Annotated in this window: 24 protein-coding genes; 11 read left to right on the plus strand and 13 right to left on the minus strand. The window is 35.6% G+C overall.

Features of this window, described 5'->3' with window-relative positions; genetic code table 11:
* Positions 1–113 precede the first annotated feature (113 nt).
* A complete protein-coding gene (locus AR685_RS09625; RefSeq protein WP_034709134.1) occupies positions 114–335 on the minus strand; it encodes a DUF2795 domain-containing protein in 222 nt (73 codons plus the stop codon).
* Between the two features lie 137 nt (positions 336–472).
* Positions 473–1495 carry a GDP-mannose 4,6-dehydratase gene (locus AR685_RS09630; protein WP_059124417.1) on the minus strand — a complete coding sequence of 341 codons (1023 nt, stop codon included), beginning with the start codon at positions 1493–1495 and terminating at the stop codon, positions 473–475.
* Between the two features lie 77 nt (positions 1496–1572).
* Between AR685_RS09630 and AR685_RS09635 the strand changes: the two genes are divergently transcribed.
* The 3 genes from AR685_RS09635 to AR685_RS09645 are packed head-to-tail and all read left to right on the plus strand — an operon-like array spanning position 1573 to position 6153.
* Entirely contained in the window at positions 1573–2631 is a 1059-nt protein-coding gene (locus AR685_RS09635; RefSeq protein WP_059124418.1) for a DUF389 domain-containing protein, read from the plus strand.
* Positions 2632–2667: 36 nt separating this feature from the next.
* On the plus strand, positions 2668–3465 hold the full coding sequence (locus tag AR685_RS09640; RefSeq protein ID WP_059124419.1) for a DUF2797 domain-containing protein: 798 nt from the start codon (positions 2668–2670) through the stop codon (positions 3463–3465).
* Between the two features lie 9 nt (positions 3466–3474).
* Positions 3475–6153, plus strand: coding sequence for a hypothetical protein (locus AR685_RS09645; RefSeq protein WP_059124420.1), 2679 nt, complete (start codon positions 3475–3477; stop codon positions 6151–6153).
* A gap of 36 nt (positions 6154–6189) precedes the next feature.
* Here the strand turns inward: AR685_RS09645 and AR685_RS09650 are convergent, their stop codons facing one another.
* A complete protein-coding gene (locus AR685_RS09650) occupies positions 6190–6540 on the minus strand; it encodes a hypothetical protein (protein WP_047443445.1) in 351 nt (116 codons plus the stop codon).
* A gap of 176 nt (positions 6541–6716) precedes the next feature.
* Here AR685_RS09650 and AR685_RS09655 point away from each other — a divergent pair, with 176 nt between their 5' ends.
* Together AR685_RS09655 and AR685_RS09660 are read left to right on the plus strand one after the other, a co-directional pair.
* Positions 6717–6908, plus strand: coding sequence for a hypothetical protein (locus AR685_RS09655; protein WP_047443446.1), 192 nt, complete (start codon positions 6717–6719; stop codon positions 6906–6908).
* Between the two features lie 130 nt (positions 6909–7038).
* Positions 7039–8082, plus strand: a complete 1044-nt coding sequence (locus AR685_RS09660; protein ID WP_059124562.1) for a PA0069 family radical SAM protein — start codon at positions 7039–7041, stop codon at positions 8080–8082.
* A gap of 98 nt (positions 8083–8180) precedes the next feature.
* Here the strand turns inward: AR685_RS09660 and AR685_RS09665 are convergent, their stop codons facing one another.
* Positions 8181–9131, minus strand: a complete 951-nt coding sequence (locus AR685_RS09665) for an isopenicillin N synthase family dioxygenase (protein WP_047443447.1) — start codon at positions 9129–9131, stop codon at positions 8181–8183.
* Positions 9132–9308: 177 nt separating this feature from the next.
* Between AR685_RS09665 and menD the strand changes: the two genes are divergently transcribed.
* Positions 9309–10985, plus strand: coding sequence for a 2-succinyl-5-enolpyruvyl-6-hydroxy-3-cyclohexene-1-carboxylic-acid synthase (gene menD / locus AR685_RS09670; RefSeq protein WP_059124421.1), 1677 nt, complete (start codon positions 9309–9311; stop codon positions 10983–10985).
* A gap of 128 nt (positions 10986–11113) precedes the next feature.
* On the opposite strand, the gene AR685_RS09675 is transcribed toward menD, so the two are convergent.
* On the minus strand, positions 11114–11740 hold the full coding sequence (locus AR685_RS09675; protein WP_059124422.1) for an aminotransferase class IV: 627 nt from the start codon (positions 11738–11740) through the stop codon (positions 11114–11116).
* On the minus strand, positions 11724–12701 hold the full coding sequence (locus AR685_RS09680; RefSeq protein WP_059124423.1) for an aminodeoxychorismate synthase component I: 978 nt from the start codon (positions 12699–12701) through the stop codon (positions 11724–11726). Before AR685_RS09680 ends, AR685_RS09675 begins: the two co-directional genes overlap by 17 nt.
* Positions 12702–12748: 47 nt before the next feature.
* Between AR685_RS09680 and AR685_RS09685 the strand changes: the two genes are divergently transcribed.
* From AR685_RS09685 to AR685_RS09700, 4 genes are all read left to right on the plus strand, one after another.
* Positions 12749–13483 (plus strand): hypothetical protein, encoded by a 735-nt coding sequence (locus AR685_RS09685; RefSeq protein ID WP_059124424.1) that lies wholly within the window; start codon positions 12749–12751, stop codon positions 13481–13483.
* Positions 13484–13553: 70 nt separating this feature from the next.
* Positions 13554–14288 carry a hypothetical protein gene (locus tag AR685_RS09690; protein ID WP_047443452.1) on the plus strand — a complete coding sequence of 245 codons (735 nt, stop codon included), beginning with the start codon at positions 13554–13556 and terminating at the stop codon, positions 14286–14288.
* On the plus strand, positions 14288–15382 hold the full coding sequence (locus tag AR685_RS09695) for an AI-2E family transporter (RefSeq protein WP_047443453.1): 1095 nt from the start codon (positions 14288–14290) through the stop codon (positions 15380–15382). Before AR685_RS09690 ends, AR685_RS09695 begins: the two co-directional genes overlap by 1 nt.
* Before the next feature lie 14 nt (positions 15383–15396).
* Positions 15397–15651 (plus strand): DUF3820 family protein, encoded by a 255-nt coding sequence (locus tag AR685_RS09700; protein WP_052187818.1) that lies wholly within the window; start codon positions 15397–15399, stop codon positions 15649–15651.
* 277 nt (positions 15652–15928) lie between these two features.
* Here AR685_RS09700 and uvrB read toward each other — a convergent pair whose 3' ends face one another.
* The 4 genes from uvrB to AR685_RS09720 all read right to left on the minus strand — a co-directional run bounded on the left by uvrB (position 15929) and on the right by AR685_RS09720 (position 20888).
* Complete coding sequence (gene uvrB, locus AR685_RS09705; protein WP_047443454.1) at positions 15929–17920, minus strand: excinuclease ABC subunit UvrB; 1992 nt, start codon at positions 17918–17920, stop codon at positions 15929–15931.
* A 154-nt stretch (positions 17921–18074) separates the two neighbouring features.
* Positions 18075–18506 carry a hypothetical protein gene (locus AR685_RS09710; RefSeq protein ID WP_047443455.1) on the minus strand — a complete coding sequence of 144 codons (432 nt, stop codon included), beginning with the start codon at positions 18504–18506 and terminating at the stop codon, positions 18075–18077.
* A gap of 161 nt (positions 18507–18667) precedes the next feature.
* Positions 18668–20485, minus strand: coding sequence for a M56 family metallopeptidase (locus tag AR685_RS09715; RefSeq protein WP_082671913.1), 1818 nt, complete (start codon positions 20483–20485; stop codon positions 18668–18670).
* A 31-nt stretch (positions 20486–20516) separates the two neighbouring features.
* On the minus strand, positions 20517–20888 hold the full coding sequence (locus tag AR685_RS09720) for a BlaI/MecI/CopY family transcriptional regulator (RefSeq protein ID WP_059124426.1): 372 nt from the start codon (positions 20886–20888) through the stop codon (positions 20517–20519).
* A 188-nt stretch (positions 20889–21076) separates the two neighbouring features.
* Here AR685_RS09720 and AR685_RS09725 point away from each other — a divergent pair, with 188 nt between their 5' ends.
* Positions 21077–22276: a PQQ-dependent sugar dehydrogenase gene (locus tag AR685_RS09725; RefSeq protein ID WP_059124427.1), complete on the plus strand. Its 1200-nt coding sequence runs from the start codon at positions 21077–21079 to the stop codon at positions 22274–22276.
* Positions 22277–22405: 129 nt separating this feature from the next.
* On the opposite strand, the gene AR685_RS09730 is transcribed toward AR685_RS09725, so the two are convergent.
* The 3 genes from AR685_RS09730 to AR685_RS09740 are packed head-to-tail and all read right to left on the minus strand — an operon-like array spanning position 22406 to position 25650.
* Positions 22406–23563 (minus strand): pyridoxal phosphate-dependent aminotransferase, encoded by a 1158-nt coding sequence (locus tag AR685_RS09730; protein ID WP_059124428.1) that lies wholly within the window; start codon positions 23561–23563, stop codon positions 22406–22408.
* A 1-nt stretch (position 23564) separates the two neighbouring features.
* Positions 23565–24650, minus strand: a complete 1086-nt coding sequence (locus AR685_RS09735; protein WP_047443463.1) for an FAD-dependent oxidoreductase — start codon at positions 24648–24650, stop codon at positions 23565–23567.
* A gap of 1 nt (position 24651) precedes the next feature.
* Positions 24652–25650: a DsbA family protein gene (locus AR685_RS09740; RefSeq protein ID WP_228376424.1), complete on the minus strand. Its 999-nt coding sequence runs from the start codon at positions 25648–25650 to the stop codon at positions 24652–24654.
* Between the last annotated feature and the right edge of the window lie 13 nt (positions 25651–25663).

Below are 25663 nucleotides of genomic sequence, written 5' to 3' on the forward strand. Positions count from 1 at the left end.
GAATTTGTTTTAAGCTCAAAACCTCAGGTTTTAAGCATATTAAATTACACTCGATGGTGTATGTTATTATTGAAAAAGCTTTAAGCATATTGCCTAAAGCCTAATGCTTTGTACTAATATTCGTCTTCGTTCCAAAGATAATCTTCGTCCGTAGGATAGTCGCTCCAGATTTCGTCGATTGCATCGTATACCTCACCTTCGTCTTCGATTGCCTGTAGGTTTTCTACAACTTCCATGGGTGCACCAGTTCTGATTGCGTAGTCGATAAGTTCTGCCTTTGTCATCGGCCAAGGTGCGTCGCTTAAGTATGAAGCTAATTCTAATGTCCAGTACATAATTTTTATTTTTTGCAAAAGTATAAAAATAGGTTATATTATAAACTTTTTTTATGACTTGATTTTCAATTCTTTTATTAAATTTTGTATATGTTTACTGCAAATCATACTATAAGCATGATAGCAGCAGATTGATGTCATTTTCTCAAAAACCATTCCACAAATTTTTTTGTGCCATTTTGGAAGTTTGTGGTGGGCTCGTAACCGAGCAGATGTCTTGCTTTTGTAATGTCAGCGTTGGTTTTCTGCACATCGCCCTGCTGCATTGGCAGTATTTTTTTTGTGGCAATTTTGTCAAGATTTTGTTCAATAACGGACAACATTTCAGAAAGCTTGATGACTTCACTTTCTCCAAGGTTGATAATTTCGTATACGTTAATATTGTTTTCTAAATAATTGATAGATTTTACTATTCCGTCGACTACATCGTCGATGTATGTATAGTCTCTTGCTGTGTTTCCGTCGCCGTAGAATGGTATTTCTTTATTTTCAGAAATAAGTTTTGTGAATTTATAAATCGCCAAATCAGGTCTTTGTCTTGGTCCGTAAACGGTAAAAAACCTAAGCTGAATCATATCAATGTGATAAAGACTGTGATAAACATGACCTAAAATTTCACCACATTTTTTTGTGGCCGCGTATGTAGAGATGGGGTGGTCTACATTATCGGTTTCTGAAAAAGGAATTTTCTCGTTATTGCCATAAACACTTGATGATGAGGCGCAAACGAATTTTTTAATTTTAAATTCATTGCATAGTTCCCAGAGATGCATGGTTCCGCGTACATTGACTTCTTCGTATTCTAAAGGTCTTTCGATAGAGGGACGTACTCCAGCAAGGGCAGCCAAATGGATGACTAAATCAATTTGATGGTTTTTAAATATCTTTTCTAAACCTTCTTTATCTCTGATATCCTGATAGTATAAAACGTATCGGTCTGATTTTGAAATAGAAATCAAGCTCGCAATATCATTTTTTTTATCGGAAAATTTAAAATCAATACTTTTTTTGACAGAATCTAAAGTATTTTTAATTTTCATCTTATAATCATAGAAATCATCAAAATTGTCAATGTTTATGACAGAATGTCCGTGTTTCAATAATTCTTCTACCAAATGAGAACCAATAAATCCGCTTCCTCCCGTAACGAGATAGGTCATGTGTATTTTTTTAGAAGACAAATTTATTAATAATAGTTGAATGCTCTTTTCTTACTTTTGTTTTTTAAACAGAAGAGATGATTAATTTTCAAAAGCTTTTTGCTTTACCTAAGGAGGAGGAAGAAGATTTTACCTTTACAGAGATTGAGGAAGGAATTTATTTTCGAGGCCACAATCTCTGGCTTTTGGTCATCTCAATGGGGATTGCATGTATAGGTCTCAATATCAACAGCCCAGCAGCGGTAATAGGGGCGATGCTGATATCTCCTTTGATGGGGCCTATAGTGGGCGCGGCCTTCGGTTTTTCGATTGGTAATAGACATTTGATGCGCTTAGGAATCGTAAATTGGGCTTTAATGATTGTCGTTGCACTTTGCTCGTCTGCGTTGTATTTTTTCATCACGCCTTTTCATTCTGAAACGGCACAGCTTGAAAGCTTTAAGACTGCCACCATTTTTGACTGTTTTTTAGCACTACTGGGAGGTTTCGCATGGTTTTTGGGAATTGTTAGAAAAGAAGCCATTAAAGTAATTGCAGGAGTTGCTGTTTCTACAGCATGCATTCCGCCTCTTTGTACGGCTGGATATGGAATTGCAAATGGAAATTGGGAATATTTTTGGGGAGGATTTTACTTCTATCTTATCAACTGTTTCTTCATCGCCGTCGGAACCTGGATTCTCAGCATTGTATTGGGATATCAAAAATATTATCTTCAGAAAAATAAGATTAGAAACAAAAAAATGTCACTTTTTATTAGTTTGATTTCTGCTCTTATCCTGATCCCGAGCATTCTTCTGACCAAGAAAAAATGGGATCGAGAAAAACTCAATGAAAGATCTGAAAGTTATATTAAAACAATTAAAGAAAATCACCCTGAACTAGCCATTATCAGTCACGAACTTTATGAGCAAAATGGAAGCAGGTTTTTAAAAATAACATTGTTAAATGACAGCATAACGATTGGCAAAAATAAATTGGAAGAACATAATAATCTTGTAAAAGACATCCAATTGATTTGGCAATATTCGCCGAAACAGCAAAATTCAGAATCTGAGAAAATAAGAGAAATGCAGGCGCAAATTTCTGAATTAAAGCTGGAAATGGAACGAATAAAAACGAAAAAGAATAATAACTGATTCTAAAATTTTATATTTACTTAAAAGTTAACAAACATGCAGTTTCAAGGGCAAATTTTAAAAATGACTAGTTTCAATGACCAACCTATTCAATATTATTTAAATCTTTCAGGGGATTTGATTCATATGAATGAATTGTTGGGGAAAGAATTGAGCATTAAGCATACAGGTTTTCAATGTGTAAATTGTGGATTAGATAAAACAATCTACCGCATGGGCTTCTGTAAAAGCTGTTTTTTTGAAAGTCCATATGCGAGCGACACGATTATACGTCCGGAGCTTTCAACGGCTCATTTAGGAATTGGAGAACGAGATCTTGATATAGAGAAACAAATCCAATTGCAGCCGCATACCGTATATCTTGCATATACGGGCGATGTGAAAGTAGGCGTAACGAGAAATACGCAAATTCCCACACGATGGATTGATCAGGGCGCGACATTTGCTCTACCGATTGCGCGAACTGAAAACCGCTACGAAGCAGGAATGATAGAAGTTGCCCTTAAAGAACATCTTGCCGACAAAACCAACTGGAGAAAAATGCTGCAGGATGATTTTGAAGATGAAGTAGATTTGGCAGATTTCCAGCAGAAAATAAGAGAATATTTCCCTGAGGATTTCCAAAAGTTCTACTCTGAAGGCGAAGATATGTGGAAGTTTGATTATCCGTTTTCAAAGCCCGAAAAAGTAAGTTCTTTTACTCTTGACAAGAAACCTGAGTTTATAGGAAGACTTGTTGGAATCAAAGGTCAGTACTTAGCGTTTGAAGGTGGCAATTTTATGAATGTGAGAGGACATGAAGGTTATGTGATTGAGCTGGAAGTAAAAAATTAAAATGTTATTATGAAAAAACCCTGGGTTAAAAAGATTTTAATAGGTCTTGGAATTTTTTTCGGACTTATTCTGATTGCAAATTTTGCGATCAATATCTGGCTCAAAACCCAGCTTCCCGACTATATTAAAAAAAATACAGATTATAAAGTATCCTATCAATCTTTAGGGGTTGATTTGGGAACCGGAAATATTTTGGCGACTGGAATTACTGTCAATAATAAAAATCCGCAGAACTTGAATATAATGGGTTTCCAGGGAACGATTGATACCTTGAAAGTAAGTCGTTTCGGAATTTATGATGCGATTTTTAATAAAACCATCAGTTCGAGTGATCTGCTCTTGGCAAATCCCAATCTGAATATTATTCTGGCAAAACCGAAAGACAAAAAAACTGATAAGAAGACAAATCCAATTAGTTTTGAAAACATCAGAATAAATAACGGAACGATTCAGGTTTTTAAATATACCAAGCAAAAATTATTGGGCGTTAATGATTTGGATTTGTTTGTAGAAAATCTTGAGTTAAACGAAGAAACGGTAGAAAATAAACTGCCTTTTACGTTTGATCAGTACAGCATTAAAGGAAAAGATATTTTCTTCCAACCGAATGATATTTATACTTTGAAAATTGATAAGGTTACCACGACGAATGGTCAGGTTTCGATTGATCAGTTTCAGCTTGCTCCGATGATTGAATTTGAACAATTCAAAAAATTATATCCGAAGAAGAAGCAACTGATCTCGGCAAATATCCCGAAAATTGATTTTAGAGATGTTGTTTTAAAAGATAATAAAGTTTCTCTGACTAATGCCAGTTTTCAGAATCCCAATATTTTAGTTTATACTACGGATGCAATTCCGGATAAGGTAAAAAAACTGCTCAATTTTGAATTAAATCTGGGTGATTTTAAATTAGATAGAGGCATAATTCAGGTCAATAAGCCAGATGGCAACAAACTGCTATTTGCTAAAGATGTCAGTTTAAAGTTCAAAAACATTGAATATAGCAAAGATATTTCTGAAGAAATGATTCCGCTGAGATACAAGGATTTTAGTTTTTCAGGGAAAGATGTTCAGTTTTCCAATCATCAGGATATTAATGTCGGAAGTATTTCTTTAAGTCCGAAAAAAGGAGATTTCAAAAATATCTCAGTGATTCCGAAACATTTGGGTTCAGGTAAAACAACGATGCATCTTAAAGCCAATCAAATTGTTTTTAATATCAACAAATGGGAGATTGTCGACAAAAAACTCAATCTTGATGTAAAAGACGTTTTGGTGAATCAGGTTAATGGAACAGTTACTGCAGGAACCATTAAATCTAATAAAAAGTCAGAGTTCAACGGAATCCAGTTTCCAATTTTGGTCAGAAATGTCACTTTAAAGAATTCGAATTTAATTTATGATTCAAAAAATCAACCGTTACAATTCAACAATCTTAATGCAACGATAAAAGATATTGAACTGACAGAGAAACCAAAGAACGGAGGTTTGGCTGTTAAAGTGAAAGATTATGATCTTACAACCAAGAATTTTGCATACAAAACAAAGTTCTATAATATGACAGTAGGAGCTTTAGCATTGAATAAAAATAAAATCAAGATCGATCAGTTTGCGATGAAGCCTCTTGTTTCAAGAGCTCAGTTTATCAGAATGATTCCTGTTGAGAGCGATTTGTATGACCTGAAAGCCAATCAGGTGACCGCGGTTGGAAATTGGGATTTATTTTCAGAGAGTAAATTTCTTCATGCCAACAATGTTACAATTTTGTCCGCAAATGCCAATATTTTCAGAAGTAAAATTCCGGCAGATGATCCGAAAGAAAAGTTATTGTATTCCAGATTGTTGAGGACGATCAAAATTCCGATGTTTATTGATCAGCTTCAACTCAAAAATTCGGTTTTAGAATACGAAGAAGATACGCCAAAAAGCAGCGGGCCGGGGAAACTTACGTTTACCAATTTTAATATGAACGTGAAGAACCTGAATTCCGCAAAGATGAAAGGAAAACCTACTCAGGTTGACATTAAAATCAATTGTACTTTTATGAAAACATCGTTGCTGTCAGTCAATTGGGGATTTGATACGACAGATCAGGGCGACCGTTTTACGATTGCAGGAAAGCTGAACAATATTCCTGCAGAGGCTTTGAATGCTTTTGTTGTTCCTTATATGAGTATTACTGCGACAGGAACGATACAGGAAATGTTATTTAATTTTAAAGGAAATCCTAAAGGTATTGGCGGAACTTTTAATCTTAAGCATAAAGATTTAAAAGTTTCCATATTAGATAAAGATAGTAAAAAGAAAAAAGGCGTTTTAAGTGCGGTAGTCAATATTTTCGTAAAATCAGATTCCGGAAAATTTCCTGAGTCTGTCATTGTAGAAGGTGTTGAAAGAGATCCTACGAAGTCATTCTTTAATCTTTTCTGGAAGGGAATTGAAGACGGTCTTAAGAAAACACTCATCGGGATTGACGTTGATAAAGCTAAACAAACCGTTGAAAAAACCAAAGAATCTGTAAAAGACGTTAAAAGCACAGTGAAGGAGGTTAAAACTTCAGTAAAAGAAGCAGAAAAAGATATTTCTAAAGCAGTTACAGCTCCAGACAAAGGAGCTGAAAAACCAAAGGAGAAAGGCTTTTTCAAAAAAGTATTTAAGAAAAAAGAAAAAACCGAGACTCAGTGAGTTTCGGTTTTTTATAGTTGTAAAGAGAGTTATTATTTAAAAATCATACTCATCACTTTCATTAACGGGAATATCTCTAAGGAAAGTATCAAATTCGTGACCGGGATAATTGCTGTCTGCACCATATGAGTCAATGATAATACCTTTATTTCCAGAGTTATCCTCAAGTACATACAAAACGGCACTGTCATCCGGATTGCTGTCACCTTCAAAGCGATAGGTTTTCAGAATCGTCAACTCGCCGGGTTGATAGTTTTTGTCTGAATCTTCGTATTTCATTTCACAAGCTTCGTTCATTCTGAATTCTCGGTGTATGCCCCGCTCTCTAAGCCTTTCCATTACCTGACTTAGAGTGGTCATTCTGTCCATGTTGTCCGGATTTTCCATAATATTATTTTTTTTGATTTGTTTCTCATTAAATTACTACAATTTTCAAACCATAAAAAGCATGGTGAGTTAAATATGCTGTCTCTGCGGACTGTTTAATGTTAACAAAAATTATAATGACAGTGTGTGAAAAAGGTACACTATTTGCTTAATCTATTTACAAAATTGTACTAAATATGAAAAAAGAAGTAGGGGTTTTACTGGCAGGAGGAGTAGGTCTGTTGGCAGTGCTTAGCTTTTTAAGCGTAAAAAAAATATTAAGTAAAAAACATAAAAAATACAGCGAATATTACTCTGATCATCACAGGCATTTTGATAAAAATTCTGATGATGAAGATCATGGTATAGAGTATTACGCATTCAAGTAAGAGAAATAGTAACAGATATAAATTTTATATAATCCGCCTCGAAAATTTTTGATGGCGGATTTTTTTGTGGAAAACTTTTGTGTTAAAACTCATTATTTTCAAAACAAACCTTTATAATTTTACATATGAAATGCAGAACGAAAATATCATAAAAGGTCAGGGAGCTCAGCGAAACGTCATCAACCGTTTCGACAGATTCACCTTTGAGCCAGATGATGAAGATTTCGAGACGACAAAAACTACTTTCACAGAAGTTTTCCCTAAAACTATTGTTAATAAGGTGAAAAGTGAGGATTTGCCGATGGAATATTCGATGAATCCTTATCAGGGTTGTGAGCACGGGTGCTCGTATTGCTTTGCAAGACCAACACACGAATACTGGGGCTATAGCGCAGGAATTGACTTTGAAAGAAAGATCATGGTTAAGAAAAATGCTCCAGAACTACTGGAGAAATTCTTCAAAAAAAGAGGTTACAAACCTGAACCGATTTTGCTTTCAGGAAACACAGATTGCTATCAGCCTGCTGAAAGACAGTTTGAGATTACCAGACAGTTACTGAAGGTTTGTCTTGATTATAGACACCCTGTCAACATTCTTACAAAAAATGCAATGGTTCTTAGAGATTTGGATATCTTGAAACCGATGGCAGAGCAGAATCTCGTTTCTGTCTCATTAAGTATTCCGACCATCAATGAAGATCTGCGAAGAAAGATGGAACCCAGAACGAGTTCGTCTAAAAATAAACTGAAAGCAGTAGAAATTCTTTCTCAAAACGGAATTCCACCTCATGTGATGGTGGCGCCGATTATTCCGGGATTGAACAGTGATGAGCCATTAGCAATTTTAAAAGCAATTTCAGATGCAGGAGCACAGAGTTTTGGCTATACTTTGGTGAGGTTAAATGACACCGTGGAACCTGTTTTTGTGAAGTGGATTGAAGATGCTTTTCCTGACAGAGCGCAAAAAGTTTTAAATCTCATTCGCTCCATGCGTGGCGGAAAACTGGGAGACAAAAGAATTGTTGAAAGAATGAAAGGCGAAGGGAATATTGCAGAAATGATTCACAATACTTTTAAAATCGGCAGAAAGAAATATTTTGAAGGAAAAGAATTTCCGAAACTTTGTACAGATGGTTTTACAGGGACGAGAGAGCAGCAGTTGAGGTTCTTTTAGAATAAAAGTTTATCCTACTGACTGCAGAGATTTTCAAAGATTTCCCCAAGATGATGCTGTTGAAAATAAAAACCGCTCACTAAAGAGCGGTTTCAAAATTATTTTTTAATCAATCCCAATTCAATTAATCTTTCGTGCAAAAACTCACCTGCAGTGGTATCTTCATACAGTTTCGGGTTATTTTCATCTACACAATTTTCTAGAGCATTCAGCGACATTTCACTCACCGGATGCATAAAGAAAGGGATGGAATATCTTGAAGTTCCCCACAATTCTCTTGGCGGATTGACCACTCTGTGAATCGTAGACTTCAACTTATTATTGGTATGCCTAGAAAGCATATCTCCAACGTTAATCATCAATTCATCTGGTTCTGCTATCGCATCAATCCATTCACCTTTATGGTTTTGAACCTGAAGTCCTTTCCCTTGAGAACCCATCAAAAGAGTAATCAAATTGATGTCACCATGAGCTGCTGCTCTTACCGCATCATCGGGTTCCTGAGTGATTGGCGGATAATGAATGGGTCTCAAGATCGAATTACCTTCAGCAATTTTATCATCAAAATAAAATTCATCCAGACCAAGATACAATGCTAAAGCTCTCAAAACGTATTTTCCTGTTTTTTCAAGCATTTGGTATGTTTCCTTACCGACCTCGTTGAATTTTGGAAGCTCGTCTACGATCACATTATCAGGATATTGGCTTTTATATTTTGAGTCATCCGAAACGTATTGTCCGAAATGCCAAAATTCTTTCAAATCCCCTTTTTTAAATCCTTTTGCGGTCTCTTTTCCGAAACCTACATAACCTCTTTGTCCACCAATTCCGGGGATCTCATACTTTTGTTTGGTTTCTGTTGGGAGTTCAAAGAAGTTTTTTACTTCTCCATAAAGATTATCTACGAGTTTGTCATCGAGGAAATGTCCCTTTAAGGCAACAAATCCAATTTCTTCGTAAGCTTTTCCGATTTCATTTACAAATTTCTGTTTGCGTTCCGGGTTGTCCGAAAGGAAATCACGCAGGTCTACACTAGGTATTTTATCCATTTTATAGAAATTTTACGTGCGGCTAATTTACAGATTTTTTGACTTAAATGTTTTTACAATTAATTATTTATAGACTAAATTTGTCTCGTGAAATCGGCGAACACCTAATTGGTAAATAAATGAGGGTGAAATTTAAGACGGTTTTATTTTACCTTCAAAAATCAATAGAATTTTCAAATGAAAAAATATTCCTCCAAGAGAAGTATTCAGGTACTTGCCAATCTTTTTCAGCAATATGGTATTTTAGACGTTGTCATATCTCCGGGATCAAGAAACGCTCCTCTCGCGATTCATTTTTCGGAATTGGATGACTTCAACTGTTTCAGTATCGTTGATGAAAGAAGTGCCGCATTTGTAGCTCTTGGTATGGCAATAAGCGAAAAAAAACCGGTTGCAATTACCTGCACAAGCGGTTCAGCAGCTGCAAATTATTATCCTGCTGTGACAGAAGCTTTTTATTCAAATATTCCACTTTTGATCTTAACGGCTGACCGACCAACGGATTATGTCGACCTTTTTGACGGACAAACCATCCGACAGAAAAATATTTTTCATCAGCATTCTTACGGAGATTTCGAATTGTTGGAAGACAGCAAGGACAATGCTGAAGACATTAATTCAGAGATCATTAAAAAAGCTATCGAGCTCTGTTTTGAAAAGCAAGGTCCGGTTCATATCAATATTCCTCTCGAAGAACCATTGTATGACTTGGTCTCAGAGCTGCCGACTTTTCCTGAAGTTGAGAAGACAATCAAGAAAAAAGAATATGAAATTCCATCAAATTTAGTAGCCGACTGGAATACTTCACAGCGCATCATGCTTCTTGTAGGGACAAGAGCTTATAGCCCGGAACTTGAAAATCAGCTGACCCAATTGGTCAAAAATCATTCTGTGGTGGTTTTAAGTGAAGTCAATTCAAATTTGCATCACGATAAGTTTTTCAAACACATCGACCGTTATGTAACCCATTTTTCCGAAGAAGATTATAAAACTTATGCCCCGGATTTACTAATTACCATCGGGCAGAACGTGGTTTCGAAAAGGGTGAAGCAGTTTTTAAGAAAAGCACACCCGAAAGCGCATTGGCATTTGGATGAGGTTTGGCAACCGGATACTTATTTTGCGCTTACACAAAAAGTTGAGGTAAAACCGGAAGTTTTCTTTTCTAAGTTACTTCATTTTATCAATCTAGAGCCAAAACCTTACTTCAATCTTTGGGATGTTTTGAGGGATAAAAAAGATAAAAAACATTCAGAATTTTTGAATCTGATTGAGTTTTCAGATTTCTATTTTTTTAATAAAGCTTCGCAAAGTATTCCCGAAAATTATAATATCCATTTCAGTAACAGTTCGGCGATTCGTTATGCTCAGTTATTTGACTTCGGTAAAAGAAAAATTTACTGTAATCGCGGAACCAGCGGAATCGACGGCTCAACTTCTACGGCAATGGGTTTTGCCATCAAAAATACAAATCCAACATTATTAATAACGGGAGATTTAAGCTTCTTCTACGATATTAACGGGCTTTGGAATCAATATATTCCACCATTTACCAGAATTATAATCTTTAATAATGGGGAAGGGAATATTTTCAAAATCATTCCGGGACCGGGAAATGCAAATCCAAATACATTGGATGAATTTATTGCCACCAAGCATCACAAAAATGCAGAGTTTTTAGCGAAACACTTTGGCTTCACATATACAAAAGTGGAAGATGACGGAACGCTTGATCGTGTCTTGGATAACTTTTATAAGCCAGATGTCCAACCAAAAATAATCGAAGTTTTCACACACGGTAAAAATAATGCAGATGTTCTGAAAGCTTATTTTAATTTTTTAAAGGAAAATTAGAAGGGCATAAATTCATAAAAATTACTTTCTCCGTCCCTGAAGAGTGTATTTTTATGGAATTCTAAAATAATTTTCTTCCTGTACGGTTAAGGAAAAGAAATTATTTTAGAACTTAATAATAAACAATTCTAAAGGTTTAAATAATCATCATTCCCGGGAAGATTGGTAATCTTCGAAATAGGATAAATGAACATGTCATCAAAGTCATTCAGCGCATTAATTAGCTGAAAATGTGAGAACTCCTTGATGTTTTGCAGTGTAATCTCTGCTTCTTTGATCTTCTTTTTCTTCAGAAGATTCTGTCTCTGAACTCCGTTGAGCAGATAAGTGGAGGGTGTAAACCATTCCTTGCCTTTTTGAAATAGTATATTGGAAAATGAAGTGTCGGTGATGTGATTGTTTTTAACGATAATGATTTCTTCAGCTTTTGATTTCATCTTCATTTTCTCCAGTTCTTTACGGTCTTCAAACTTAAAAGAATAGTCATAAATATTGTTTTCAACCAACTGAAAATCCTGTATCTCCGGAATCGCGTAAGGAATCATCATGGTTCTGAATTTTTTATCCAGATCATAAGTCAGCCTCAGTTTGTACAGACCATCTTCATCATGATTTAGGTTTTTAAAGATTTTTTCCAAATCGATAGAGCCTTCTTTCCCAAAATGGGCAAAAGTATCGTTGACACGTTTTTGGTGAAATTCCAGCAGGAATAGTTCCTGATCTTCTACTTTAATGCTTTCAATGAATTGGGACATAGATTTTATTTTTCATTTCTTCGTACTCGTCTTCTAACTTGCTCATGTGCGTGATTCCGCCGCCGCTTTTAAAATACAGTTGGTCACCTTCTTTTTCGATAAAACGAATCATCACGCAACTGTCTAGATTTTCTCCGTCAAACCAACCGCAAACTCCGGTGTAAAACCCTCTGTCGAAACCTTCAGCTTCCAAAATGATTTCTAACGTTTTGGGTTTTGGGGCACCTAAGATTGATCCTGCAGGTAAAAGTTTTTGCATAATGCTTCCCACTTTTCCTTTGTATTCGGCTTTTACATTTCCTGAAATTTCCGAGCTCATCGCAAAAAGATTCTTTTGATGGGTTTTCAGAAAATCGATGTACTGAAATTTATCTACCGTCACATTATCTGCAACGATACTGAGATCATTTCTAAGCAGATCGACAACGGTATAATGTTCGGCTTTTTCTTTTTTATCGTTCTTTAAAACTTCTGCGGCATTCTCCAAAGATGCATCAATCGTGCCTTTCATCGGGTAAGTGAGAATTTTATCACTGATTATTTTAACGAAAGTTTCGGGAGAAAAAAATACGAAAAAATCTTTATATAAAACCTTGTATTTTGCCTGAGAATGAAAGAAAATTTCTTCTAAAGTCAGATTGGTTTCTATTTTCGTTTTTCGGGTGTAGTTGGTAAGGTAAGAATTTCCAAGACGGATATTTTGCTGAACGTGATCGAAGCCTTTTTGAAAACTTTCCAATGATTCCGGAAAGGATTTCAATTCCGTTTTTCTATCTAAAGCTTCCTGCTTTTCTGTGTTTGAAAATGACTGAAAATCAATTAGTAAACCATTTCTTTCAATTTCGTTTTGCTTGAAAATTTCTATCTCGTCAACGAGAAAGTCTATCATAAAGAAAAAAGGAACTTTCTGAAGTGAAAGTTCGTCCATTTCAATAAATTTTTGATGATTTGCCGAAAACATTCCGCAAAAGTAGTTATTGATGTTTACTTTTGCACAAAATATTTTTAATGCAGGAGAAATATCCACAAAAACCGGGACTCGATTTTATTTTAAAACAGGCTTTTTATTACTGGAACAGAACTTTGCTTTATCAGGTGATGTTTTCAATTATCTATTTTGCGATTTTTTTGACAGTTATGTTTTATTTTTCTGATAAGTACGGAATTATGGATCAGTTTCTAACAGCAGCTTCCGATTATATGAATACGGGACCTTCTGGTATGGATCAGTATAAAACGAATATTGCCACTATCATGGCGACAGAAGGGTTTCAAAATTTTTATCTAGGGATTGTTGCTGTTCAAATTTTTCTATATCCTCTAAATTTAGGATTCTTTCAAATTTTCAGAAAAATTGATTTAAAGGAGACGGTGGTTGTCGGAGATTTATTTGCAGGCTACAACGGATTGAATTTTTTCAGATATGTAAGTTATTTTATTTTTTGGTTCTTCTTATACACTCTCATTGCTCAGACTATAATACTTCCTGTGGTTTGGGTAATAGCAACAATTTTTGTAGCCCCTCTTATGTTTTTCCAAAATAAAACAATTTTTGAAGGAATTGCTTTAAACTGGAAAGCGTTGAAACTTCATTTTATCGAGATTTCTGCTTGCGTCATTGTTGCGGTTTTGTTTAAGTACATAGGCTTTGCATTATTTTTGGTGGGTGGATTGCTTACTTTGCCTTTCTGGAATGCGATGATTTACTCACTTTACAAAACTTTTTTCAAAGAAGAAGTATAATATTTAACAGAATGGTGATGCATTTGTTCTCAAAAAAAATTAAATTTGAGAAACAATAAAAATAAACACCATGTCAGAATTTAACGAATTTGATCAGCAGGGTTCTGCTCCAAACCGAGATACAGGTTCTATTATTTCGCATGCTTTCGAAATGTATAAAGGCGTAATTCTTTATGCTGTGGTCGCCATGATTATTTACATTATAGGAGATTCTATTATACAATCGATTTCTGGATTTAATTCTTATGCCAGCTACAGTGATTTTAAAGATTTTGATGCGGATGCCTACCGAGAAATTCTTTTTAATCGACCGGGGACGACTTTGTACTACTCGTTTACAGGTTTGTTCACTATTCTTTTATCTCCGCTTTTTGTTGGTTTAATCTATATTGCCAATAAATTCAACACGAAAATCCCTGTTGAATTTTCAGATTTATTTATTGGTTATCGCCAAAATTTAGGGAATATTTTACTGTACAGTTTAATTTCCAATATTATTTTGTGGATCTCTGCATTAATGTGTGTGATTCCTGTATTTTTTGTTTTTCCGCTGTTTCTTTTAGGTTATCCGATTCTTTTGTTTGAAAATGCAAATGCAATGGATGCAATTTCAAAAAGCTATAACATTGCACGGGAAAACTACGGTGTTTTTTTAGGAGCGGGGATTTTAGCGGCACTTATTTCGATCTCTGGACTGTTGCTTTGTTGTATTGGTATAATTTTTACTTATCCATTTATCTACATTGCCATGTACTCGGCGTACTGCGCATATTTAGGTAAACCAAGACAAATAACGAAGAAATAATGTCACACCACGAAAAACAAATCAGCAGTGTTGTTATCAAGCAAATTGCCCTGCTCGCTATCATCTTGATTTTAGCGGCTTTAATTTGCTTTAACTTAGCACTTTTTATCCCTTCTGTATTAGGAGCAATTACGATTTACGTCGTTTGTAGGAAGTATAATTTCTATCTTCAGGAGGAGAAAAAATGGAAACCTTGGGCTTCGGCTTTGGTTTTAATGCTGGCGAGTTTAGTCATTATCATTCTCCCGATTTATTTCATTGCCGATCTATTAATAGAAAAACTCGGAAATGCACAGGCGTACATGAATAAATTCAATGTTTTTATCGATAAAATTCATGATTTTGTTTATTCTAAAACGAGCATTGATCTTTTAAGTAAAGAAAATATGACCAAGCTGAAAGACACCGCTGGGCGTTTTTCCACCACAGCGTTAAGTGGCACGTTCAACACGTTGACTGTTGTCTTGTCCATGTATTTCATTCTTTACTTTATGTTTGAAAGACCAAGATTATTCGAAAGAATTTTGGCTTCTGCAGCGCCTTTGAAAAGAGCAAACGTCTCCATGATTGGTGAGAAGATGCGTAAATTGATTATAGCCAATGCGATTGGAATTCCTGTAGTAGCTATTGGGCAGGGGATTATTGCTCTAATTGGGTACTTTATTTTTGGGGCACCAAGTCCGATTCTTCTTTTTGCTTTAACGGCAGCAGCATCTATGATTCCTATTGTGGGAGCAGCCATTATTTATGTTCCGATTTGTATTTTTATGATTGCTGAAGGACAAACCGGTCCTGGTATTGGTCTGGGAATTTACTGTTTGATTGTTGTAGGTCTTACAGATAATATCCTCCGATTTACTTTATTAAAAAGGCTTGAAGATATCCATCCTTTAAATACTGTTTTCGGAATCATTATGGGTATGAAGCTCTTTGGATTCATGGGATTGGTATTTGGGCCGATTTTGGTTTCTTTTACCCTTCTTCTGATTCAGGTATACAGAAACGAATTTTCAGATGATGACACGCCTGAACTTGAGCTTACGAGTAAAGGAAATAATGACGATCTGGAAAACAAAATCGATTTAATAGTTTAAATATGGAGGAGGGAATACATCCTGAAATTTTACAGGAGATTTGTGTGGTGAAAATGCCTTTCGGCAAATATCAAAATACTGTTTTGGCTGATTTACCGATCAGTTATCTTGAGTGGTTTAACCGTCAAGGCATGCCCAAAGGTAAATTAGGAATGCAATTAGCGACGATTTATGAAATTAAACTGAATGGTTTAATGGATTTGCTCACTCCTCTTCGTGGTGGGAAAGTGGAATATGAGAAACCTAAGACTAAGGTTTATAAGTTCTAACTTGTGACTCTGAAATCTTTATGTTCCTAGTCCCTGTATCTTATGTGTTTTCATGGGTCGTTATTTTTACAATGATGCTTATGAAATTGATGAGATCGAAAAATCAAAAGCAAATAGTAATTTCAAGCGAATAGTTCTAAAGTTGAATACGCCTTCAAGATCAAAAGTTTTGGGTTTGGACTTATTGCTTTGGGATTCAGTATAATTATAATTTTATTGTTTCATTTATCATTCGATTTGAGAGGTCCCAACGGAACCGCTCAAATCGAAATCTTATTTATCCCTTCAAAGCCGCAATCTCATCTCGTAACTGTGCTGCTTTTATAAAATCTAGATTTTTTGCAGCGCCTTCCATTTCTTTTTGCTTCTGCGTAATTAATTTTTCTACATCTTCTGTTGCGTACGTTGCCTTGACGTCGGCAACTTTCTGCATGATCTGTTTCTGAGTATATTTTTCGTCCGGGAAATCTTTGCTTCTACCAACGAGATTTTCAGAGATCTTTTTATTTAAAGCCATTGGAACTTTACCATGTTCCGTATTATAAGCGATTTGTTTTTCGCGACGGTATTCTGTTTCATCAAGAGTTGCCTGCATTGATTTGGTAATCTTATCTGCATATAAAATGGCCCTTCCGTTTAGGTTTCTTGCTGCACGACCAACCGTCTGAATCATTGATCTTCTGCTTCTTAGCATTCCTTCTTTGTCGGCGTCTAGAATTGCCACAAGCGAAACTTCAGGTAAATCTAAACCTTCTCTCAATAAGTTGACCCCAATTAAAACATCAAAAATCCCAAGACGTAAATCCTGCATTATCTGAATACGTTCCAAAGTTTCAACATCAGAGTGAATGTATCTTGTTCTGATTCCGAATTTTGTGAAATATTTGGTTAATTCTTCCGCCATTTTCTTGGTTAAAGTGGTCACCAATACTCTTTCGTCTATTTCTGCTCTTTTTCTGATTTCTTCCATTAAATCATCAATCTGATTTAAAGAAGGGCGAATTTCTATAATAGGATCTAAAAGCCCGGTCGGACGGATAATCTGTTCGATATATTCTCCTCCCGTTTTTTCAAGTTCGTAATCTGCAGGAGTTGCAGAAACGTAAATAACCTGATTTTGAATGGCTTCAAATTCTTCAAATTTCAAAGGTCGGTTGTCCATCGCCGCTGGAAGTCGGAATCCGTATTCTACCAAAGCTTCTTTACGGCTTCTGTCGCCGCCGTACATGGCATGAACCTGCGGTACGGTAACGTGACTTTCGTCAATCACCATCAGATAATCTTTTGGGAAATAATCTAAAAGACAGAAAGGTCTTGAGCCAGGAAGTCTGCCATCAAGATAGCGCGAATAGTTTTCAATTCCTGAGCAGTAGCCTAACTCTTTAATCATCTCAAGATCAAGCTCTGTTCTTTCCTGAAGTCTTTTTGATTCTAAAGGTTTCCCGATTTCAGAGAAAAAGTCGACCTGCTTGACCATGTCGTCCTGAATATTTCTGATGGCACCGTTCAAGGTTTCTTTTGACGTCACAAATAGGTTGGCAGGATAGATTTGTATCTGGTCAAAATTTCCAGTCGTATTTCCGGAAACGGGATCAAAACTCTGAATTTTTTCAATTTCATCTCCAAAAAACTGAATTCTAACTCCATTATCTGCATATGCAGGGAAAATATCTACCACATCACCTTTCACACGAAATGTACCTCTTTGGAAATCTGCCAATGTTCTGGAATATAATGCATTAACTAAAGAATGAAGTAATGCAGTTCTTGTAGTTTTCTCACCAATTTCTAAGGAGATTAGTGATTTGTGGAATTCAGCAGGGTTTCCGACACCGTAAATACATGATACTGAGGCAACAATCAATACATCTCTTCGTCCGGAAAGTAAACTCGCAATTGCTGAAAGTCGTAGTTTCTCTACTTCTTCATTGATGCTCAAATCTTTTTCAATGTAGGTTCCTGAACTGGCGATGTAAGCTTCAGGCTGATAATAGTCGTAGTAACTCACAAAATATTCCACAGCATTTTCGGGGAAGAATTCTTTAAATTCCATGAAAAGCTGAGCTGCCAAAGTCTTATTGTGCGCTAGAACTAAAGTAGGTTTTTGGGTATTGTGAACGACATTAGCAACGGTGAACGTTTTCCCGGAACCTGTCACCCCGAGTAGAGTCTGATATTTTTCACCGATTTCCAATCCTTCAGTCAGTTTTTCAATGGCTGTAGGCTGATCTCCGGTTGGTTTATATTCTGATTGAAGCGTAAATTTCATTTGAGATATTTATTTTTTACTTGGTCAGATGGAACACCTCACCAACATTGCCTTTCAAAGATAATCTTATCAAGGCGTTTCATACATCAAATTTATGAAATAAAAAATGTTGGGAAGAGGAGTGTGGTCATAAATTATTTCTATTCTAATTTATTTAAAACAATGTGCTGGGATTAAAGCCAGCAGCTTTAATAGCTGGAGCTAGTGTATCTGCCAAAAATTCTTTTTCTTCAGTATCCAATTCGTTCCAAGGAAGCTCGTCAACCCTTTGAGATACGAGTCTTAATTTTGTTTCTGAAGATTCATTCGTGATGCATATTTCTTCTAGTTTATCCAAGAATTCATTAGTTGTAGTTCTAAGAAGTAGAATTACGGGCTTATCTGATGGCATGAGTCCACGAGCTTTCCAATTTTTTGGATTTTCGTAAGTTTCCGAAGTTTTTATAGTAGCAATTGTATTTGCTAAATTGACGTTACTCATTTTACTGTGAGTATTTAGGTTTGTAATATTATCTTTATTTTGCTTTTTACTGCAAGAATTCAGAACAATAAAAATTAAAATGGTAGAAATGTAGATACTTTTCATTTGCTAGCGTATATTATAAAGAAATTTTACTTCAAATATAATTAAAACCGTTATTAGCTAAGTCAAGTTTTTCAACTGTGTATGCCTTATTCTTTTAAATAAAAAAACCGCGAAGCAGTGACTTTACGGTAGGATTTCACATGATTGGTGAAGTTTATAATTTATTGTGTTTTTTTGAATGCTTCAAAACTCATAGTCAAAGGAAGTTTAAAAATGTATTTCACAGCGCTTCCATCTTTTGTTGCGGGTTTCCAGCTGATGTTTTCATTGGCTAATTTTACTGATCTAATTGCTTCTGTATTAAATATCTCATTATTTCCACTTGCTTTTATGTTGGAAACTTCACCTTTTTCACTAATTGTAAAATTAATATTTGATTTTACTACCCCTTCATCACCCTTAAAAGCTGCACCGTTAAATGTATTTGAAACCTTCTGTCGCATTGCATTGATTCCGCCTGGATATTCCGGAACAGTAGTAACTTCTTGTGTAACATTTACTGCCGGAGAAATTGCAAGATCTTGAACCTTACGCTCGCTATTTGAATTGTTATTTGTGGATTTTAGTTCGGAAACTTTAGCTGCTATATCTTTCTTGGGAGTGATGGTGTCTTTTTTTGTTTTGCTTTTAGAATCTTCAGAATTTACAGTAAAACTAACAGCAATATTTTTTTGAAGATTAAATTTCTCAGCATAGTCAGTTGTATAAAGGGACACAGCATAGTCAAACTTTCCGTAGTCTGGGTTTTTCGGCTGGATCTTCAATAGATAAACGTTGTAAAAGTCTGTGTTTTTGTAGCTCTTTAAAATGATGTTATCTATAATTTCCCCATTAAGAGTGATTTTGTAATCAGAATTTAAGAATTGATTAAGCTGTTTTTGAGTAGGAATTTGTTTATTAATTTCTTGATATGAAACCCAAACAGGAATTTTGTTCCAATCTATAACATTTATTTGGTCTCGCAATTCTATAAGTTTTAGCTGCTCATCTCTTGGAACTTCTTTTTTAAATCTATCAAAATCTCTATCTCTAATAATGTCTGCATATTTATCTGTGATTTCTAAAAATTCTTTGATCGCATCATTAGAATAAATTTTATTGACTTTTGTTGGTTGAGTTATACTTAAATAATTGTCAGCAGCTCCTTTGTCATTCGCATAAGTTCTTTCCGCAAAAATAAGAGCCAAAGCTGTAAATGCAGGAATCACCAAATACTTTTTTGCCTCCGCAAATTTTGAATTTTTTTTGGTCATCATAATAAATCTTTTTTTGGTGTTATTGAAATTGAATTGGTGTGTTAATTGTAAATTTTGCTGGGTCAGAACCTCATTCAGAATAAGTTCCTGATAGTTTTTAATGTTTTCATTTTTGATGATAACTTCTTCATCTGCCAAAAATTCATGATTGGTAATCATCACATTTTTATAGAAGTAAATGAAAGGATTAAACCAAGAAAAAGACTTTACAACTTCGATAAGTAGTACATCGAATGAATGCTTTTGTTTTACATGAATTTCCTCGTGAAGAAATATTCTTTCGTCAATTTTTTGATCCTTAAAATACTTTTCAGAAAGATAAATGGTGCTCAAAAAACTAAACGGCGCAATCTCTTCTTTAAGCAAAATGACATTTCGGTTCTGATAAATAATTTTTCTGCCTTTCAGTGTTTTAATTTTTAGTATTGAATACAGCATCTTTGCAATCAATAGTCCGGAGATTACAAAGTAAATGACCAATAATAATTGAGTGTAATCAAACTTTTCCGCCTGCATTGTAGCAGGAGTCTGCAAAATCTGTTGTGGAATTTCCTGCTCAATCAACAGCACTGGTTTGTCCTTTGCGATCTCTTTGGTTTCAATCGACACAAAAGGAATTGTGTATGAGAAAATAAGCCCAACAATAAATAAAAACGGTTGAAGGTCAATGTTTTCTCTTTTGCCAGAAATAAATAGTACAGTCCAAGCACAATTCCTGAACACAGAATTATTTTTAGAATGATAGTTTCCATGGCTATTCTTTTATTTCTTTGTCGATAATTTCACGAAGTTCTTTCAACTGCTTTTGACTCAATTTAGTGTTTGAGGTAAAAAATGAAGCAAACTGTGTCACCGAGCTGTTAAAAAAACGGTCAATCATAGAAGTCATTTCTTCTTTGAAATATTCACTTTTCGCAACTTTTGGAAAGTATTCACGTGAATTTCCATATAAGGTGTAGCCTACCAAATCTTTATTCTGCATTCTTTTGAGCAAAGTTGCTACCGTTGTTGATGCGGGTTTTGGTTCAGGGTAAGATTCCAGAATATCTTTCATGAAAAGTTTTTGTTTTTCCCAAAGCATTTCCATAATCACTTCTTCAGAATCTGTCAGTTTTATTTCTTTCATGTTCTACGTATTCCTATTCTGTTCTACAAATGTAGAATAAAAATTTAATTCTGCAATTTTTTATGGCATTATTTTTACACTCAGTTCAGTAATGCTATTTTCTGGCGTAAAAAAACAGCAATACCATTGTGCAAAATAGTTATTTAGGTTTGGCTGTTTTATAATTCTTAAACCAATAAATATTACATATGAAAAAATTACTCCTACCCGTTTTATTAGTCTCGGCAACGATGATAGTATCTTGTCAGGGAAAAGGTAAACGCAGCGAACCTGCAGCTACAGCAGAAAAAGCAAACACCAATTACAAACCTGCATTCGAAGGGCAAACCCGAATTGCACCAGTCAAAACAACAACGCCTTATAACGTAGAAGTGCTGAATACTTCATTAGGCAAACCGTGGGGAATGATCAATCTACCCGACGGACGTTTTTTAATTACCGAGAAATCAGGTTTCATCAATGTGGTTTCTACAGAAGGAAAAACAATGTCTAAAATCGAAGGCTTTCCAAAAGTGGACGACAAAGGACAGGGTGGCATGCTTGATGTTGCTTTGGATCCCGATTTCAAAACAAACAACGTGATTTATTTCTGCTATTCTGAACCTTACGGAGACGGAAATCATACAGCAGTTGCCAAAGGAAAATTATCTGCTGACCTGAAAAATATTTCAGAAGTAAAAGTAATCTTCAGAGCTACACCAACATACGATGGCGACAAACATTACGGAAGCCGTTTGCAGTTTGACAAAGACGGAAATCTTTTTGTAAGTACCGGAGAAAGGTCAGATAAAGAAACGAGAGTTTATGCTCAGAAAACCGATAATTATTTAGGTAAAATTCTAAAAATTACCAAAGATGGAAAACCTGCAGAGGGAAATCCATTCATCGGAAAAGCCGGTTATAAACCAGAAATTTATGCTTTCGGAATCAGAAGTCCTCAGGGTTTGGCTCTGGATGAAAAGGGACAGCTTTGGGATATTGAAATGGGACCGAGAGGCGGCGACGAAATCAATCTCATCCAGCCCGGAAAAAATTACGGTTGGGGCGATGTAACCTACGGAATTGAATACAACGGAGATAAAATCAATAGTGGTACTACCCAAAAAGCAGGCACCGAACAGCCGGTTTATTACTGGGATCCGGTAGTTTCACCAAGTGGAGTCACTTTCTACACCGGAAATATTGAAGAATGGAAAAACAATCTTTTCATCGCCTGTCTGAGTGGACAACACATTAACAGAATTGTTTTAAAGGATAATAAAGTTGTGGGTGAAGAGCGTCTGCTTTTAGACCAGAAAGAAAGATTCAGAGATGTTTTGAATGGCTCTGACGGAAATCTCTACGGAATTACCGACAGCGGAAAACTGTATAAGATTTCAAAGAAATAATTAACCAAAGTTGAAGTCCCGACGTGACGATTTTAACAGAAGATTGAAGATTATCCTTTCAATTATATGCTAATAAAAAAGAGGCTGCAAAATCTTAGATTTTGCAGCCTCTTTTAATGTAATTTAATTTTAAAAACTTTTAATAATCCTATTCAGTCCCTCTTCCAAAATCTCTCTTGAGGTAGAAAAGCAGATTCTGATGTGGCCTTCTGCTCCTTTTCCAAACCAACGTTCGGAACCGGGAACGACAGCCACTTTTCCTTGCTTTAAAACGTGTTGAGCAAACTGGTCGCTCGACATTCCGTTTTCTATTTTTGGGAAGATAACAAACGTGGCTTCCGGAAGGTTTGGGGTTAAAATTCCTGTGTTGCTCAGGATGCTGTGCGCCAAATCCCGGTTGTGCTGTAAATGCGTCAGGAAATCATTAAACCATGGCTTCGCCCTGTCGATAGCTACACTTGCTGCAATTTGTGATAAAGTGGAAACGCCTTCGATGGTAGAATTAAACTGAGATTTTTCTGTGAAATCATCCAACAGTTCCTGATCATTGCATAAAACGGCACCGATTCTTAAACCAGCAATTCCAAATGATTTTGAGAAACCGAATACGGTAAAACTTTTCTTTTTTGCCTCTTCCGATACAGATGAATAGGTGTTGAATTCCTTTTTATCATAAACAATATCGCTCCAGATCTCGTCGCTCATCACCCAAAGGTCATGTGCAGCAGCGATTTCGGAGATTTTGATTAAAATTTCTTTTGAGTACACACGTCCAACCGGATTGTGAGGGTTGCAGATGCTGATCATTTTGGTTTTAGGTCCAATTAGCGAAACCAATGTCTCAAAATCGATATCTCCGGTTTTGGAATCTACGGGACATAATTTCAGAATTCCACCCACTGCATCTACGGTTTTTTTAAATAAAAAATCAACCGGATCAAAGATGATCGCTTCGTCGCCAGGGTTCAAAACATATTTGGCAACCATAAACATTCCCATTGCAGCACTGTTGACTGCCAAAACATTTTCAGGAGTAAAATTTCCGTTTTTCCCTGTATTGAAATGCTCTGAGACGCTTTTTTTAAACTCAGGCAATCCGGAGAATGGTCCGTAGCTTAAATAGCCGTCTTTAATATATTCAATAATGCCCTGCTCGATTTCGGCAGACATTCTGAAATCCGGATCAGCAGCGGTAAGAGGGATGATTCCGTCTTCTAATGTTGCCCATCTTCCGTTGTAGGCCTTTTTTTTGAGAGCCTCAAAATTTATATCAGTATTATTAAACATATTATTTGTAAGAGATTGGTAAAGAGTCTTTTGGTTGTTCGCTGACAGGTAATAAAAACTGCTCAAGTAATATTCTGCCGTTTTTGATATGTATTTCTATTTCAGGTTTTCTTTCCTGTTCGTATTTTTCAAAGGTTTCTTCCAGATCTTTATTTTCCAGTAAAAGCTGAGTCAGAATATAAGAATCTTTTAATGCCGAAGTTACACCCTGACTTGTAAAAGGAATCAGAGGATGTGCTGCATCACCTAAAAATGCGATGTTTTTGTGATGAAAAGGATTCAGTTTTTCCAATTCATACACTCTCCAGATATGAGCATTGTCGTAGCTAGATTCTTTGACAATTGAAGAAACCAAAGGATTCCAGTCTCCGAAATTGTCAAGCATAAACTGTTTGATGCAGTCTGCCGTATAATCTTCATTAATAAAATAACGGGTGATATCAAACTGGCAATACCATAAAATTTTGCTAGGAGAGAGTTTTAAAACTCCGAAAGTTAATCCACCGTTTTCGTGGTGAAATTTATGAAAGTTGCCTTCAATCTGGCTTGCAATTTCTTCGTTTTCGATGATGTTAACAACTTCATTTTCTCTCACAGCCTTCATCACTTCATCCTGAAAGATTGCTCTTCTGATTCTGCTTCTAGAACCGTCTGACGCAATTATAACATCTGCTTGTAGTTTTGCGTTGTCTTCAAACTCCAGTTCTGCTTTTTCTCCAGAAAAACCGGTAAGATTAAGTGTACTTCTGTAAGAAATTTTATCTGTAGGAATATTTTGGCTTAAAACTTCAATTAAAGTGCTTCTTGAAATAACAAAGACATCATCCAGATCTTTTTCAGAAAGAATATGACCGTTGTGATCGTAGTGAATGTATTTTTTAAGGAAACTCCCTTTGGTATAAAGTTCATTGATATCGATAATCTCTGAAAGACATTCAATTCCTTCTTTTGGCAGAATAAATCCGTGACCTTTGAGGTCGTCTTTTGTCCGTCTTTCGTAAAGATGGTAGTCTAGATTATTTTTTTCTAAATAATTGGCCATGCTCAGTCCTGAAACTCCGGCTCCTATAATTGCAACTGTGCTCATCTTAGTTAGAATTTGATTTCAGAATCCAAAGATCACCATTTTTAATCTTCTTGCGCTCCAGTTTATTTTGGGTGCTCAGATTTAATAAAAACTCTTGTGATTTTTCAAACGAAATATTAGAAAGTACTGCAAATTCCTGAGTAGTAAGTGTAGGATAAACCGCAAATAAATTTTGCCAGTCTGCAGAATATTCTTTTTTCTTAGCTTGCGGATCAATCTTCTTTACTCTTTTCTCAAATTCTTCGTAAGGTTTAAAACCATACAAAACATCCAGCATTTCATCGTCTTTTACGAAGATTAAAGTAGGAAAGCCTCTTACACCCAATTGTTTTCCAAGATCAAGATCTTTTTTAAATTCGATCTGAGCTTTAGATTCATAATCTTCTCTCCATTGGGTAACATCTAATTTTGCCAAAGCCGCAGCTTTTGCCAGATGCTCATCTTTCGTAATATTTAATTTATCTAAGAAAACCATTTCACGAAGAATTCTTAGAAACACGATCGCTTTCTTTTCATCCTGCATCTGTGCCGCTTTGAATGCAATTGATGGAGGATATGATGAATTTAAAGGGTCTTCGATCCAAACACTGCCGTCGATTGGCATTTTGTAATAAGGGCTTACTTCTTCCCAGTGTCCTGCTACGTCGCTCGGCTTACTGATGCCACCGGAATTGTAAATATCCCAAGAAGGTAAAAGTCCCCCCATTCGATAATCGATTTCTACAGCTTCGCCATATTCTAATTTAAATTTTCTAAGCTGAGCTTCGATTCCCCAGCATGATGAGCAGATAGGGTCTGTATAATAAATGATTTTGATTTTATCGGTTTTTGCTGTTGTAAATTCAGCAGAAGATGATTCATCAGCAGGTGTTTCAAGAATTTCGCACACACCTTTTTCGTAGTCACAATTAAGAAGGGGATTATTATTCATAGTATTAAAATGATTAGCATTAAAAAAATTAAGAAGTATAGACAGGGCTGTCATGAGAGCTGTATCCATGGTAAAGTATTTT

It is taken from the genome of Chryseobacterium sp. JAH (genome assembly GCF_001507335.1).
Taxonomy (GTDB): Bacteria; Bacteroidota; Bacteroidia; order Flavobacteriales; family Weeksellaceae; genus Chryseobacterium.